Source organism: Paraburkholderia tropica (assembly GCF_014171495.1).
Classification (GTDB): Bacteria; Pseudomonadota; Gammaproteobacteria; order Burkholderiales; family Burkholderiaceae; genus Paraburkholderia; species Paraburkholderia tropica.
Genome location: NZ_CP049134.1, coordinates 119,144 through 132,509 on the forward strand (window position 1 = coordinate 119,144; position 13,366 = coordinate 132,509).

At 64.9% G+C, this 13,366-nt stretch carries 16 protein-coding genes, 1 tRNA gene and 1 pseudogene; 12 read left to right on the forward strand and 6 right to left on the reverse strand.

All coding sequences use genetic code 11. The features are described 5' to 3' along the window. Window positions 1–76 precede the first annotated feature (76 nt). The 3 genes from G5S35_RS00540 (at window position 77) to G5S35_RS00550 (ending at window position 2,954) form a co-directional block, all read left to right on the forward strand. A complete protein-coding gene (locus G5S35_RS00540) occupies window positions 77–751 on the forward strand; it encodes a HugZ family pyridoxamine 5'-phosphate oxidase (RefSeq protein ID WP_065061950.1) in 675 nt (224 codons plus the stop codon). A 407-nt stretch (window positions 752–1,158) separates the two neighbouring features. Beyond that, window positions 1,159–1,467, forward strand: a complete 309-nt coding sequence (locus G5S35_RS00545; RefSeq protein ID WP_065061952.1) for an H-NS histone family protein — start codon at window positions 1,159–1,161, stop codon at window positions 1,465–1,467. Between the two features lie 341 nt (window positions 1,468–1,808). Continuing rightward, window positions 1,809–2,954 carry a cation diffusion facilitator family transporter gene (locus tag G5S35_RS00550; protein ID WP_183038456.1) on the forward strand — a complete coding sequence of 382 codons (1,146 nt, stop codon included), beginning with the start codon at window positions 1,809–1,811 and terminating at the stop codon, window positions 2,952–2,954. Between the two features lie 42 nt (window positions 2,955–2,996). Here G5S35_RS00550 and G5S35_RS00555 read toward each other — a convergent pair whose 3' ends face one another. From G5S35_RS00555 to G5S35_RS00565, 3 genes are all read right to left on the reverse strand, one after another. Continuing rightward, entirely contained in the window at window positions 2,997–3,467 is a 471-nt protein-coding gene (locus tag G5S35_RS00555) for an Lrp/AsnC family transcriptional regulator (protein ID WP_173816881.1), read from the reverse strand. A gap of 90 nt (window positions 3,468–3,557) precedes the next feature. Beyond that, on the reverse strand, window positions 3,558–4,175 hold the full coding sequence (locus G5S35_RS00560; RefSeq protein WP_110325286.1) for a 3'-5' exonuclease family protein: 618 nt from the start codon (window positions 4,173–4,175) through the stop codon (window positions 3,558–3,560). Window positions 4,176–4,243: 68 nt separating this feature from the next. Continuing rightward, window positions 4,244–4,912 (reverse strand): MBL fold metallo-hydrolase, encoded by a 669-nt coding sequence (locus G5S35_RS00565; RefSeq protein WP_065061958.1) that lies wholly within the window; start codon window positions 4,910–4,912, stop codon window positions 4,244–4,246. Window positions 4,913–5,716: 804 nt separating this feature from the next. Here G5S35_RS00565 and G5S35_RS00570 point away from each other — a divergent pair. Then, on the forward strand, window positions 5,717–6,328 hold the full coding sequence (locus G5S35_RS00570) for a septal ring lytic transglycosylase RlpA family protein (protein ID WP_065061960.1): 612 nt from the start codon (window positions 5,717–5,719) through the stop codon (window positions 6,326–6,328). A 198-nt stretch (window positions 6,329–6,526) separates the two neighbouring features. Here G5S35_RS00570 and rsmI read toward each other — a convergent pair whose 3' ends face one another. Continuing rightward, window positions 6,527–7,444, reverse strand: a complete 918-nt coding sequence (gene rsmI, locus G5S35_RS00575; RefSeq protein ID WP_065061962.1) for a 16S rRNA (cytidine(1402)-2'-O)-methyltransferase — start codon at window positions 7,442–7,444, stop codon at window positions 6,527–6,529. 37 nt (window positions 7,445–7,481) lie between these two features. On the opposite strand from rsmI, the gene G5S35_RS00580 reads away from it, so the two are divergent. The 5 genes from G5S35_RS00580 to G5S35_RS00600 all read left to right on the forward strand — a co-directional run bounded on the left by G5S35_RS00580 (window position 7,482) and on the right by G5S35_RS00600 (window position 10,104). Next, on the forward strand, window positions 7,482–8,000 hold the full coding sequence (locus G5S35_RS00580) for a YraN family protein (protein WP_237181305.1): 519 nt from the start codon (window positions 7,482–7,484) through the stop codon (window positions 7,998–8,000). A gap of 193 nt (window positions 8,001–8,193) precedes the next feature. Further along, entirely contained in the window at window positions 8,194–8,781 is a 588-nt protein-coding gene (locus tag G5S35_RS00585) for a phosphoheptose isomerase (protein WP_074982964.1), read from the forward strand. Window positions 8,782–8,809: 28 nt separating this feature from the next. After that, window positions 8,810–9,595, forward strand: coding sequence for a BON domain-containing protein (locus tag G5S35_RS00590; RefSeq protein ID WP_065061966.1), 786 nt, complete (start codon window positions 8,810–8,812; stop codon window positions 9,593–9,595). 38 nt (window positions 9,596–9,633) lie between these two features. Then, a complete protein-coding gene (locus G5S35_RS00595) occupies window positions 9,634–9,960 on the forward strand; it encodes a c-type cytochrome (RefSeq protein WP_124260964.1) in 327 nt (108 codons plus the stop codon). Window positions 9,961–10,028: 68 nt separating this feature from the next. Continuing rightward, window positions 10,029–10,104: transfer RNA gene (locus G5S35_RS00600), tRNA-Ala, on the forward strand. Window positions 10,105–10,207: 103 nt separating this feature from the next. On the opposite strand, the gene G5S35_RS00605 is transcribed toward G5S35_RS00600, so the two are convergent. After that, window positions 10,208–10,654 carry an SRPBCC family protein gene (locus G5S35_RS00605; protein ID WP_176079457.1) on the reverse strand — a complete coding sequence of 149 codons (447 nt, stop codon included), beginning with the start codon at window positions 10,652–10,654 and terminating at the stop codon, window positions 10,208–10,210. Window positions 10,655–10,814: 160 nt separating this feature from the next. Between G5S35_RS00605 and G5S35_RS00610 the strand changes: the two genes are divergently transcribed. Both G5S35_RS00610 and G5S35_RS00615 read left to right on the forward strand, forming a co-directional pair. After that, window positions 10,815–11,123 carry a hypothetical protein gene (locus G5S35_RS00610; RefSeq protein WP_074982969.1) on the forward strand — a complete coding sequence of 103 codons (309 nt, stop codon included), beginning with the start codon at window positions 10,815–10,817 and terminating at the stop codon, window positions 11,121–11,123. A gap of 159 nt (window positions 11,124–11,282) precedes the next feature. Further along, a pseudogene (locus G5S35_RS00615) lies at window positions 11,283–12,075 on the forward strand (hypothetical protein); the annotation flags it as partial. Between the two features lie 365 nt (window positions 12,076–12,440). Here G5S35_RS00615 and G5S35_RS00620 read toward each other — a convergent pair. Continuing rightward, window positions 12,441–12,755, reverse strand: coding sequence for a DUF4148 domain-containing protein (locus G5S35_RS00620; protein WP_065061976.1), 315 nt, complete (start codon window positions 12,753–12,755; stop codon window positions 12,441–12,443). Between the two features lie 360 nt (window positions 12,756–13,115). On the opposite strand from G5S35_RS00620, the gene G5S35_RS00625 reads away from it, so the two are divergent. Further along, window positions 13,116–13,364, forward strand: coding sequence for a BufA1 family periplasmic bufferin-type metallophore (locus G5S35_RS00625; RefSeq protein ID WP_065061978.1), 249 nt, complete (start codon window positions 13,116–13,118; stop codon window positions 13,362–13,364). Window positions 13,365–13,366 lie beyond the last annotated feature (2 nt).

The following is a 13,366-nucleotide window of genomic DNA, read 5'->3' on the forward strand; positions in this document are numbered from 1 at the left end:
GTGGCATCGCGGAATGCGGGCTTGCCGCCGCCGGCCTGCTTCGTTTCCGCCGTTTCCATCGCCCGAGGACGCTGCCGTGAAGATTCCCGCCCATGCCCCGCTGCATCTGCTGCATCAGGTGTCCGTCGGCGCGCTCGCCACGCACGCGCGCGAGCCGCACGGCTTCCCGTATCCGACGCTGCTGCCGTTCGCTGTCGACACGGAGCACCGGCCCGTGATTCTCGTGAGCCGGCTTGCCGAGCACACGCGCAACCTGCAGGGCGATCCGCGCGCCGGACTGCTCATCGCGCAGACGGGCGCGCGCGGCGAGGACGTGCTGAACGCCCCGCGCATGACGCTGCTCGGTCTTTTCGAGCCCACCGACGCCGACGCGCACTCGCCGCTCGCGCGCCGCTACCTGCGCTATCAGCCCGACGCGGCGCGCTATCTCGAACTCGGCGACTTTACGTTCTGGGTGATGCACATCGAGCGCCTGCGCTATATCGGCGGTTTCGGCGCGATGGGCTGGCTCGACGGCAACGATATCGACGACCTCGATCCGCTGGACGCCGGCGAGGAAGATGCGCTGATCGCGGCCTTCGAGGCGAATCCCGCGCGCCGCGCCGGACTGGAGTTACTGGGCGTGGACCGTTATGGCGCCGATCTCGCGCTAGACGGACAGCGTGCGCGCTTCGTTTTCGAGGAGCCGCAGGCCGATACGCCATCCTTGCATGCCGTGCTAATCGACTGCATTGAGCGCCACGCTATCTGAATAATCCCTCTAACTGGATGCCGCCATCTGTGGGATTTTCTCGATTGTTGCGATGCGCCATTCCCCGATAAATGACGCATCGCATGCAAAGTTCTCATCGCATGAAATGTTTTGCGAATTCTTACCAATTAATTTTCATAAGTTGCCAGTTGTGAGAATCGGATTTATCTGGAAAAAGCGGCATTCAGTAAAAATACTGATTTGCACGCAATGAAAGCGTCTTTATGACTTGCGGGGCTGCGGAACAGTTGGAAATCTGTTTTAATTATTTTTATTGCGCGCGCTTTTCCGGGGATTCGTTTCTGTGTTAATCTCGCCACCAATTTCCGAGGCGAATCATCTGTCAATCGGCATACTGGCGCAAGATCGGTAGCCATTATCAACGAACCATCAAGGCACCTTTACTCATGTCGTCATACAAGGAACTTCTCGCACAGCGAGAGAAGCTGGAGCAGCAGATTGAAGAGGCGAAGGCGCGTGAATATGCCGAAGTCCTCGACGAGATCAAGCAGAAAATGGCCGACTACGGCATCACGCTCGCCGAACTCGGCGGCGGCCGTGCAGCCGGCAAGGCCGCCAAGCAGGCCAGCCGCTCGCGCGCCAGCGTCGCGCCGAAGTATCGCGACCCCGAGAGCGGCAGCACGTGGTCGGGCCGTGGCAAGCCGCCGCGCTGGATCGCGGGCAAGGATCGCGAGAAATTCCTGATCCAGAAGTAAATCGCCAGACAGTGTTTGCCAGGCGGACCTCAAATGTCCGTCCAGCAGAAAAGCCGCGCAGTCACGGGGAAATGACGCGCGGCTTTTTTGCGTCCGCATTTTGCGATCTATTGCGTCTACCTTACGTATTCTTACGTTCGGATGCCATATTCTGTTTCCTCAATCGGCCGTCGCGGCGGATTAAGCCAGGCCGTTTTGAACCGGCTCTTCGGGTTCATATTTGAATGCGAATGCGACGCTTTCTCGTAGTCGCCTGATTTAAAAGAAGATTCCAGGGTTATCTACAATTAGGGACGGCGTGGCCATTACAATCGGGATATTGTGACCTCGCTGCCCCGAGCATGGCTTCCTCTGTCGCCGAGACGTTTTCCGATAAACAGCGCGTGGCGCGCAAGACCACGCTGGTCAGTGTCGCCGTGAATGCGGTGCTGGTCGTGCTGCAAATCGTCGTGGGTGTGATTGCGCATTCGCAGGCATTGATCGCGGACGGCGTGCATTCGCTTTCCGATCTGGTCTCCGATTTCGTCGTACTTATCGCCAATCGCCATAGCGGCGCAAAACCGGACGCCGATCACAATTACGGCCACAGCCGTTATGAAACCGTTGCTTCATTATTTCTCGGCGCCATATTGATTACGGTCGGCGTGGGTATGCTCGCGCGCGCCGGCACCCGCATCGCGAATCTCGACGATATTCCGCCCGTCCATGCCAGCGCGCTCGCCGTGGCCGTGCTCGTGCTGATGTCGAAGGAAGGGCTGTTCCGCTACATGCTGCGCGAAGCCCAGCGCGTGCGTTCGGCCATGCTGATCGCCAACGCGTGGCATGCGCGCTCGGACGCCGCTTCGTCGCTGGTGGTGGCGCTCGGCATCGTCGGCAGCTTGATGGGCGTGCGGCTGCTCGACCCGATCGCGGCGGCCATCGTCGGCTTCATGGTCGCGCGCATGGGCTGGGTGTTCGGCTGGGATGCGTTGCAGGATCTCTCCGACCGCGCGCTCGACGAAGCCGCCGCGGCCGATCTGCGCGCGCTGCTGCTCTCCACGCCGGGCGTGCTCGACGTGCACGAAATGCGTACGCGCAAAACCGGCGACCTCGCGCTGGTCGACGCGCACATCCTCGTCGATCCGCTGATCTCGGTGTCCGAGGGGCATTACATCGCCGAGATGGCGCGCGAGCGCGTGCTCACCGATGCACGCGTGCTCGACGCGCTGATCCACGTCGATCCCGAGGACGACATGCTCGCGCGCTCGGTCGCGAGCCTGCCGCCGCGCGACCGCGTGGCCGCGGCGCTGCGCGAGGCGCTCGCGGCGCGCGGCGTGCAGGTGGAATCGGTGACCTTGCATTACCTGAGCACCGGCCTGGAAATTCAGGCCGTGCTTGCGCCGGGCGGCAACCCGCGCGCGCTCGAGGCCGCCGATCTCGACGCGCTCAGGCGCGAACTCGGCGCGAGCCGGCTCGAGGCGGTAAAGTCGCTCGCCGCGCACACCTGACGCCGAAGCGCTCGTCTGCGCCTCAGGTGCGCGCGAGTGCGCTTAAAGCGGCAACTGCGTATCGAACTTGATTTCGCGCAGCACGACGCTTGTGCGCACCTGGGCGACCGCGGGGATGCGGAAGATGCGCTCGTGCAGGAAGGTGTCGTAGGACTTGATGTCGGGCGCGACGATCTTGAGGATGTAATCCGACTCGCCCGTGGTGCTGTAGCACTCCGTCACCTCGGGGCAGGTGGCGATCTCGCGCTCGAACGCTTCGACGCCGCCTTCCGTGTGACGCGTGAGGTGGATATGCGCGAGCGCGCAGACATGCAGGCCGAGCTTCTCGCGATCGAGCAGCGCCGTGTAGCGCTGGATCACGCCCGACTGCTCCATGTCCTTGATGCGGCGCCAGCACGGCGTGCTGGACAGGCCCACCTGATCGGAGATTTCCTGCACCGAACGGCGCGCGTCGAGCTGCAGCAGGCGCAGGATCTTCTGGGAGAAGGTATCGAGTGTCAAATGCGCCTCCATGTGCGTCGCCGGATTCCCAAATGGTAGAGGCCGGGAAAACGAAACGCAATGCAAACCACAGATGACGAGGGAATTTCCCTAACTTAGCGCTCAGACGGCGGTATTTTGCCTTGAGGCGGTGCCTTCTTCGGCGGCGGCCTGCTGCGCGCGCAGGTCGGCGAGCATGTTGCAGAACAGGGCGCCTTGCTCGATGGCGTCGTCGAGCGCGACGTGCGTGTGCGGGTGATCGTCGAACCAGTGCTTCGGAAAACGCGGCTTGATGCACTTGCGGTACGGCAGGCCCGTCATCGCGAAGGCCAGCGTCTTGATGTCGAGCGCCGACCACGAGAACGGGCAGCGGCCCGCAAAGCGCATCATGTACCAGAACATGAAGGTGAAATCGAAGCCCGCGGGCATCGCCACGAACACGGGCTTGCCGGGCAGCTTTTCCACCCATTCGACGTAGGCGACCAGCGCGGCGGCCGGGTCCTGCAGATCGGTGCGGCACGCGGCCCACGCCTCGGGCTGGGTTTCCCACCATGCGGCCTGCACCGGATGCGGCGCCGCGCCGTCGAGCGTGGCGAGATTCGCCGAGAACGTGGCGATCAGGCGCTTGTCGGCCGTGTAGGCCGCCGACGCAAAACTCAGCATCGAATGGGGACCGGGGATCGGACCGTCGGCCTCCACATCGGTGCTGACGTAAATTTCCTCTATGGCTGCTTGATTCATTGCTTCGCCTGGTTGATTCAATCTGTCTGGTGCTGGGTTCGCAGCGCTTGGCCCGACATCAGCCCACTTCAGCCCCACTGCGCCTGGCCCGTTGCGCCGGGTACGCCGTCCGCGACATACGGGTTCGAGCGGCGCTCCTCGCCGAAGGTCGACACCGGCCCGTGGCCCGGCACGAACGTGACGTCGTCGCCGAGCGGCCAGAGCTTTTCGCGGATCGAGCGGATCAGGTCGGCGTGATTGCCGCGCGGGAAGTCGGTGCGGCCGATCGACCCGGCGAACAGCACGTCGCCGACCAGCGCGAGCCGGTGCGCGCGGCTGAAGAACACCACGTGGCCCGGCGTGTGCCCGGGGCAGTGATAGACCTCCATCGCTTCGTCGCCGAAACGCACGGTGTCGCCGTCGACGAGCCAGCGATCCGGCTCGAACGCCTGCGCATGGCCGAAGCCGAAGCGCACGCTCTGCTGTGGCAACTGCTCGATCCAGAACCGTTCGTCTTCCTGCGGACCTTCGATGGGCACGCCGAACTTCTCGGCCAGCGCCTTCGCGCCCGCGCAGTGATCGACGTGGCCATGCGTGAGCAGGACTTTTTCGAGCTGCACGCCCTGGTTCGCGATCTCGGCTTCGATGCGGTCGAGGTCGCCGCCGGGATCGACGACGGCGGCGCGGTTCGTCGCTTCGCAGACAAGCAGCGAGCAGTTTTGCTGGAACGGCGTGACGGGAATCAGCGTGACTTTCATGCGCTAACGCGGGGACGGAAATGTTGTTGGGACGGCGGGGCGCATCGAGGCGGGCTGCGGACGGGATCGTCGGCGTCCGCGACGTCAGGAAACGTCGCGTGCGAACCGCGGCCGCCTCGGCGCCGGCCAAAGATTCGATTGTACCGGCGCGCAGGGAGCGCCGCCCGAGGCGCGCAGCGATCGGCTGAATCCCTTGTCAGACAAGGGATCGAGGTGAGTAGGGTGATCGTCCTTTATTACATCAATGGTGAGAAATGGTCAGGATTTCTATGGGAAACGGATGACAAGAATAAGTTTTAGGTATAATGCGACCCATCACGCACGTTCTACGTGCATTCACTGGGCGATGTGACCCGCGGTAAAAAATGGGTCGCGATGCATCGCCGTCAAGCAGTGCCGTCCGTCGAGGCCAGCCCAACAGGCTGCCTTACAAGACGGCAAATCAGGTGCCGATCCGTTCGGCACCGCACGTCTTGCCCAGCCAGGCGCCACGCGCCTGCCACGGACTTGCTGCCGTGACGCTGGGTGGGGCCTACGCCGCCGTTCCTGTGCGCCGTGTTGTTCCGGCGTGCCTGAATGCAGCCCATCGCGTTCGATGGCGGCATGTGGGGTCTGGTCAGGCTGCCGGGGACAGGTTGCGCCAGACGTGAAAGAAAACCAGCGGTAGCGGCTCAGGAGCTGCATCCGGGTATCGGCTTTCGTCCGCGTTTCGCGGGCGGGGAGTCCTTTTACCTGCGACCGCCGAGGCTATCCGGCAACGCGCAACCAAGGCGCGGGACGGCCTTGAAACGTGATGACTAGCTTATGAAATTCGGACTTTCTCGACGACGATTCGGGAGTCTCGCAGCCGTGTCCGTGCTGGCCGGTTGTGCCATGCCGCCGGGTCCGCAAGACCAGGCGCAGGGCAATGCGCTCAGCACCAAGGACGCGCACACCGCGTTTGCCACGCCGCAGAGCTACGGCTCCGCGCTGGCCGCGCTGCCTGCTTCGGGCGCGAACAACGACAAGTCGCTCGCCGACGCCCAGCCGATCGACAGCGACAGCCCGGACGTCGGCTCGTTCCACCAGACGGGCCGCGCCTCGTGGTACGGCCGCGCGTTCCACGGTCGCAAGACCGCGAGCGGCGAGCGCTTCAATATGGAAGCGCTGACCGCCGCGCACCGCACGCTGCCGCTCGGCGCGTACGTGCGCGTGAGCGTGCCCTCGACCTCGAAGTGGGTCGTGGTGAAGATCAACGACCGTGGCCCGTACGCTCGCGGCCGCGTGATCGACCTGTCGTATGCGGCGGCGAAGATGCTCGGCCTGCAGCACGCGGGCACCGCCAAGGTGAACATCGAAGGCCTCTCGCGTCAGGAAGCGAAGGCCGCGCAGGCGGAAATGCTGGCCGCCAACTCGAACTCGGGCAGCGACCGCTGATCGGCTGAGCGGATCGTCCGCTGATTCGACCGTGTTGGCGCGTGGCGCGCACCGGTCGAGATCCGTACCGATCCGCAGATTGATTCGGGCCGAACCCCGGCAAAACACGAAGGGCCGCACGCTGACGCGTTGCGGCCCTTTCGTTTTTCAGGCCACGAGCGCCCAGGCGGACGCGCGCAGCCGTGTGGCGATCACGGCTCAGTCCGGCTCGCCGCCTTCTTCGTCCTCTTCCCCGCCTTCATGCTTCAGTTCGAGCGCCCGCGCGTAAAGCGTGTTGCGCGAAGCGCCCGTGAGCGCCGCCGCGAGCTTCGCCGCGCCCTTCACCGGCACTTCCTGCAAGAGCACGCGCAGCAGCGCGTCGTGATTTTCGTCGCCCGACGTCTGCGCGGGCGCGCCTTCCACCACCAGCACGAACTCGCCGCGTTGACGATTCGCATCCTCGGCCAGCCACGTTGGCCCTTCGGCCAGGGTGCCGCGCCACAGCGCTTCATGTAGCTTGGTCAACTCGCGGGCGATCAGGATGCGGCGCGCGGGACCGAACGCATCGGCGAGCGCCTGCACCGTCTCCACGATTCGGTGCGGCGCTTCGTAGAACACCATCGCGTGCGCATGCGCGGCGAGCGGCTGCAACGCGCTCGCGCGCTGCTTCGCCTTGGGCGGCAGGAAACCGAGAAACGTGAACGTGGAGACCCAGTCGCCGGCCACGCTCAGCGCGGTCGCGAGCGCGCTGGCGCCCGGCATCGGCACGACCTGGAAGCCGGCTTCGCGCACGGCGTCCACGAGTTTCGCGCCCGGGTCGGAAATGCCGGGCGTGCCGGCGTCGGACACGCAGGCCACGCGTTCGCCCGCCCGCAGATGCTCGATCACGCGCTGCGCGGCTTCGCGCTCGTTGTGTTCGTGCACGGCGATCATCGGTTTCGAGATGCCGTAGCGCGCGAGCAGTTGGCCCGTGTTGCGCGTGTCCTCGGCGGCGATGCGATCGGCGAGCCCGAGCACGTGCAGCGCGCGCAGCGTGATGTCGGCGGTGTTGCCGATCGGCGTCGCCACGACATAAAGCGTGGCGGCGGGATAGTGCTGGGCCTGGGCGAGTTCGAAGGGGGACGAGAGGGACGTCATGACACGGAACGCGCGAACGCAAGCAAAGAGGCCGACATTGTGCCATGTGGGGCCGGCCGCGACGCCGCATCGGGCGGATCGCGGCGGTGCACGGGATGAACGCGAGGACGAAGGCGGAGGCGAAGGCAGGAGCGACAACTTTTCCACACGGGCGCGGTCGAACGCCGGACCGCGTGCGGGCGAATGCCGCACGCGTCGCGAGATCGGCGCGCGTTTCGAACAGCACGCGCTCGTCTATCTGCAACGTCAGCGACTGGTGCTGGTGGCGCGCAACGTGCATTGCCGCGGCGGTGAACTCGACCTCGTGATGCGCGATCGCGACGGCACGCTGGTGTTCGTCGAGGTACGCGCCCGCGCGCGGCGCGGCTACGGCGGCGCGGCGGCGAGCGTCGGTTGGCACAAGCGGCAACGTCTGGTGCTCGCGGCGCGCGACTTTCTCGCGGCGCGCGCGCAGGCGCACGAAGCGGTGCCGGGCGCGTGCCGCTTCGATCTGGTGACGTTCGAAGGCGGCCGGCTCACCTGGCTGCGCGATGCATTTCGCGCCGACGACGAATGAGCGTCTGCATGCCAGCATTGCCGCTTCACTCGTAAGCAGGTGAAAAAAAGCGCGAAAGAAGCGATAAAACGCGCGAAAATCGCGCGCAGAGAAAAAGAACGCCGGAAGACAACGCGCGCGATTGCGCTAAACTTGCGGCACGCCGCGACCCAGCGGAATTTTCGCGATACCCGCAGTACAGATTAGAGAGTCGATGTCCGTCGAACGCATTCAACAGCACTTTCGCGATAGCGCAGCGCTCCAGCTCGCCGCGATGGAAACCCTGGCGGTGCCGATTGCCGCCGCGGTCGATACCATGTTCGCCGCGCTGGCGAACGGCAACAAGATCCTTGCTTGCGGCAACGGCGGTTCGGCCGCCGTGGCCCAGCAATGCGCCGCCGAACTGATCGGCCGGTTCGAGCGCGAGCGTCCGGGCCTGCCCGCGATCGCACTCACCACCGACGCCTCGGTGCTCACCGCCGTCGCGAACGATTACGCGTACGAGCAGGTGTTCGCCAGGCAGGTGCGCGCACTCGGCCAGCCCGGCGACGTGCTGCTCGCGATCACCACGTCGGGCAATTCGGCGAACGTGCTGGCGGCCATCCAGGAAGCGCACGAGCGCGAAATGATCGTGATCGCGCTGACCGGCAAGGGCGGCGGCCAGATCAACGGCGCGCTCGCCGACACCGATATTCAGCTGTGCGTGCCGTCCGGGCGGACCGCGCGCATTCAGGAAGTTCACCTGTTGACGATCCACTGCCTGTGCGACGGCATCGACGCGATGCTGCTGGGCGACGACTGACACCCGAAGGACGAAGGAGAGGCACTTGATGATCAGAACCGGCATGACGCGCGCGCTGGCACGGACCACGCTGACGATCGGCTTCGCGGCTTCGCTGTGCGCGAGCCTGCAAGGCTGCTTTCTCGCGCTCGCGGGCGCGGCGGGCGGCACGGCACTCGTGGCGACCGACCGCCGCACCGTGGGCTCGCAAACCGAAGATCGCGAGATTCAGGTGAAGGCGCTCTCGAACGTGAGCAACGCGCTGCCCGACACCGCGCACGTCAACGTGGCGGTGTTCAATCAGCGCGTGCTGCTGACCGGCGAAGTGCCCGACGAAGCGTCGAAGCAGAAGGCCGAGAGCATCGTGCGCGGTGTCACGAATGTGGAATCGGTCGTCAACGAACTGGCGGTCATGCCGGCGAGTTCGTTCTCGTCGCGCGCCAACGACTCGTATCTCGAAGGGCGCGTGAAGGCCGAACTGGTCGCGTACAAGAACATCTCCGCGAACAACTTCAAGGTCGTGTCCGAGCGCGGCAACATCTATCTGATGGGGCTCGTCACGCCGGAGGAAGGCCGTATCGCCGCCGACGCATCGAGCACGGTGATGGGCGTTTCGCAGGTCGTGAAGTGCTATCAGTACATCAACCCGCAGCAGGCGATGGCCGCGAATGCGTCGGCTGCGTCGGCGCCGCAGGCACCCGCCGCGACGGCCGATGCGCCGACCGTCGGCGCGATTCCGGATTCGGGCGTGAGCTCGCGTCCGATCGAGCAGCAGGCGCCCGCGCCCGTGACGGAATCCGCGCCGCATTCGGCCAACGGCGGAGCGACGATGTGATGGTGGGTCGTTCCGTGGTGGCAATTCGACGTGGCGTGATGGTGTTGGCCATGGCGGCGGGCGGTGTCGCCGCCCTGTTCGGCGCGGCTCCGGCATTCGCCGCGGGCGACGGTCAGAGCATCGCGCGCACCAACGCGTGCATGGGCTGTCACGCGGTGGATCGCCGTCTCGTGGGTCCGTCGTTCAATGACATCGCCGCTAAATACAAGGGCGATAAACTCGCGCAGGCCAAGCTCGAAAAGAAAGTCCGCGACGGCGGAGCGGGCGTGTGGGGCGCGATTCCGATGCCCTCGCATCCCGCGATGAGCGCCAGCGATATTCACGATGTCGTTGCGTGGATCCTGGCGGGCTCGCCTTCGAAATAGTTTTGCGTCAGCTCAAAAATGACGCTTGGCACAAGCAAATTTAGCTGTGCTAGAATCATTTTCGTTGTGGGGGGGTAGCTCAGCTGGGAGAGCGTCGCGTTCGCAATGCGAAGGTCGGGAGTTCGATCCTCCTCCTCTCCACCAAACGAATTCAAAGGGTTACAGGCGCTTGCCTGTAACCCTTTTTCGTTTTGGGTTTGCCTTTCAGGTTTGCCTTTTCGCGTTGTCGCCGCACAGGCTCGTCACGCTACGCGCGAGCTTCCGCTTCGACCAGCATCGCCAGCAACGCAAGCGACTCCTGCCATCCGAGATAACACGCCTCGGCCGGAATCATTTCCGGAATGCCTTCCTGCGTGACGTCCATTTCCGTGCCGCAAAACACCGCGCGCAAGACGACCGTGGTGTGCATCACGCCAGGCAGATTCGGATCGTCGAAGGTGCCGGAATACTTCAGGCGCAGGCCGGGCGCCAGCTCCAGATACTCGCCGCCGAACGCATGACTCGCGCCCGTCGCGAAGTGCGTGAAGGACATGCGATAACGGCCGCCGACCACGGCATCGAGTTCATGCACGGTGCCCGTGAAGCCATGGGGCGGCAGCCATTTCGCGAGCGCGGCGGCATCGAGAAACGCGCGATACACACGCTCGGGCGTGGCGCGCAGCACGCGATGAAGGCGCACGGTGTTCGTCGGCATAAGGGTCCTCCGTTCGGCAATGTCCGTCGGGTCGTCGGCTAACCGGTTCATCCCATTCTAGGCGACGCCTCGCGCAACGCGATTCGCGCGGCCGCGCATCGCCTACACTTCTTCCATCACCGGGCCACGAGTCCGGCACATCCGGAGAAGGGAGGCCATCATGCCCGCCGCCGCACAACCGACGCTGATGCCGTCGACTCAGAAAGTCGATTACGAAGGCTTCGAAATTCATATCAAGGCGATGCCCGCGGACGACGTCGGCACGCGCTACACCTACACCGCGTATGTCTGCCATCCGGGCGCGAATGCGGCGCTGCCGGGCCACACGGTCCCGTATCACCCCGACGGCGACGAAACTTTCCGCAGCGATCAGGACGCGAAAGACGAAGCCACGCACGTCGGAAAAAGCATCATCGACGGCACGCATCCGGATCTTTCGGTGCTGGGGCTCGTGACGCAGGGGTTTTGAGTGGCGGCGGCGATGGTCGGTTGAATCGCAACTAACAGCCAGACGCAGCCGCGCTGACACACTGCTCCCGCAGACAGCCCGGCCCGGCACGACCACGCAAACTTGCGTCGCGGCGCTGTTACCATCGGCGCTTCCCATCACGTTGCCGCCGCCCGTCCGATGCTCGCGCTCAAGCTCACGCTCGTCCCGCTTTTTTTGTTGTTCGTGTCGCTGTCGGGCAAGCGTTGGGGGCCGAAAGTGGCCGGCTGGCTGGCGGGACTGCCCGTCGTCGCCGGGCCGATTCTCTGGCTGCTGACGATGGAGCACGGCGCGGCGTTCGGCGCGCGCGCCGCGACGCTCTCGCTGTACGCGATCCTCGCGTCCGAATCCTTCAACTTCGCCTACGCCTGGACCTGCCGCGCGCGATCGTGGCCGTTTGCGCTCGGCGCGGGTCTCGTCGCGTGGTTCGCCGCCGCTTGCGTGCTCGCGCAGTTGCCGGTGTCGTGGCCGTGGGCGCTCGGCGCGGCGCTGGCCGCCACGCTGTTCGGTCAGACTTTCCTGCCGCGCAGCGAGGTGGTCGCGGCGGGCGCGCCGCTCACCCGAACCGATCTCGCCACTCGCATGGCCGCGGGCGCGGCGCTCACGCTGGCGGTCACAACGCTCTCGTCGCGTCTTGGGGCGGCGTGGAGCGGGCTGTTCGCGGTGTTTCCGCTGCTGGGCAGCGTGCTGGCGGTGTCGTCGCATCGCGCGCACGGGGCGGCATTCGTGATCGCGCTGCTGCGCGGCATGGTGCTGGGGCGCTTCGGTTTCGCGGCGTTCTGTCTGACGCTGACGCTCGGTCTCGCACGCCAGCCGACGGCGCTCGCGTTCGCCGAAGCCGTGCTGATCGCGATGCTGGTTCAGGTGACGAGTGCGCGTCTCGCGCGTTTGCGGCGCGCGTCCACGCAAGAGCGCGAGGTCTGCGCGAGCGTCGTCGCGCCGGACTGATCGGCGAAAAAGTGTTCCGGGGAAGCGAGAAGAGGTGCGATCCGCGTCCCCGGATGGAGGAGGCGGATCGAAGCACAGGAAGAGGAAAAAGGCCCGGACGCCGGAGCGCCCGGGCAAGCCGCCGGAAATCCGGCGGCGGAGGTTGCGGTAGACGCCTCGCACAAGCTGCGCGGCGTCGATGTCTGTCGATGGCGATGTCGGTATCGCGGTCGAAGCACTCCTAGTGCACGTTGTCCACGCACAGCGCAACGACCGACGGGCCCGCGCTCGAATCGAGTCGAGCGCGGGCCCGTCCGGGGTACTTACGCGGCGTGCCGTTTCACGAACGGCAGGGCGCGTGAACTTGCGAACTTACTGGCCGAAGTAAACCGGCTTGATGTTCGGCTGCGTGTGGCTGCCGGCTTGCGTCGAACCGTTGGTCGATGCGCCGTAGGCCGTGGCTTCAGCCGTGGCGTTCTGTTGCGCCACGCGCGCTTGCGCGGCTTGCAGGTCTTCCGGGTAGTACGGGCTCGACAGGCCCGGGCGATAGCCGGCCTTTTCGAGCTGCACGAGTTCTGCGCGCACTTGAGCGCGGGTCAGCGGCTGGTTCGTGCTCTGTTGAGCGAACGAGAGGGCCGGAGCGGCGAGAACGGTCGCAGCGAGTGCTGCAGCAATCAGGGACTTCATGGTCAACAACCTCCAAAGATTATGTTTCGGACCGTAACAATCGTCTTGCTCGATCCGTTGATGGCACTTTATTGCAGTGCACTTCAAAGATAAATATTGAGATGTGGCAAACATCGTTGCGAAAATCGAAATAGTTTTCGGAATTTCGGTGCCAGATCCGACGTTTTTCATCGGATTCCATGCACCGGGGGCAACGGCGCCCTGCGGCCTGCGCGGCGAGCTTTTCGGTGAGGCAAAATAGTGCGCGGCCGGTCGTGCAGTGCAGCGACGGCCTCGACAATCACCGATCCCCATCTCTGTTCGCATGCCGATCGACATCGGCACGGACATCGACATCGAATTCGCTCAAGGAGAGTCCTCATGAAAAACGCACTTAGCCGTCAGGCGGTGATCGCCGCCGCGCTCGCGGGTCTGGCGACGGCGGGCGTCGCGCACGCGGACGACACCGTCAATTGCTACGGCGTCGCCAAGGCCGGCAAGAACGATTGCTCCAGCAAGACCGGCGTGCACGACTGCGCAGGCCAGGCCAAGGTCGATCACGACAAGGGCGACTTCAAGACCATGCCGAAGGGCACCTGCGAAAAGCTCGGCGGCACGCCGGAGCAATAAGC

Coding starts and splice junctions, on each gene's coding strand:
- G5S35_RS00545 (WP_065061952.1), top strand. CDS start 1,159: ATGTCGTCATACAAGGAACTTCTCGCACAGCGAGAGAAGCTGGAGCAG.
- G5S35_RS00550 (WP_183038456.1), top strand. CDS start 1,809: ATGGCTTCCTCTGTCGCCGAGACGTTTTCCGATAAACAGCGCGTGGCG.
- G5S35_RS00555 (WP_173816881.1), bottom strand. CDS start 3,467: ATGGAGGCGCATTTGACACTCGATACCTTCTCCCAGAAGATCCTGCGC.
- G5S35_RS00560 (WP_110325286.1), bottom strand. CDS start 4,175: ATGAATCAAGCAGCCATAGAGGAAATTTACGTCAGCACCGATGTGGAG.
- G5S35_RS00565 (WP_065061958.1), bottom strand. CDS start 4,912: ATGAAAGTCACGCTGATTCCCGTCACGCCGTTCCAGCAAAACTGCTCG.
- G5S35_RS00570 (WP_065061960.1), top strand. CDS start 5,717: ATGAAATTCGGACTTTCTCGACGACGATTCGGGAGTCTCGCAGCCGTG.
- rsmI (WP_065061962.1), bottom strand. CDS start 7,444: ATGACGTCCCTCTCGTCCCCCTTCGAACTCGCCCAGGCCCAGCACTAT.
- G5S35_RS00585 (WP_074982964.1), top strand. CDS start 8,194: ATGTCCGTCGAACGCATTCAACAGCACTTTCGCGATAGCGCAGCGCTC.
- G5S35_RS00590 (WP_065061966.1), top strand. CDS start 8,810: ATGATCAGAACCGGCATGACGCGCGCGCTGGCACGGACCACGCTGACG.
- G5S35_RS00595 (WP_124260964.1), top strand. CDS start 9,634: ATGGTGTTGGCCATGGCGGCGGGCGGTGTCGCCGCCCTGTTCGGCGCG.
- G5S35_RS00605 (WP_176079457.1), bottom strand. CDS start 10,654: ATGCCGACGAACACCGTGCGCCTTCATCGCGTGCTGCGCGCCACGCCC.
- G5S35_RS00610 (WP_074982969.1), top strand. CDS start 10,815: ATGCCCGCCGCCGCACAACCGACGCTGATGCCGTCGACTCAGAAAGTC.
- G5S35_RS00620 (WP_065061976.1), bottom strand. CDS start 12,755: ATGAAGTCCCTGATTGCTGCAGCACTCGCTGCGACCGTTCTCGCCGCT.
- G5S35_RS00625 (WP_065061978.1), top strand. CDS start 13,116: ATGAAAAACGCACTTAGCCGTCAGGCGGTGATCGCCGCCGCGCTCGCG.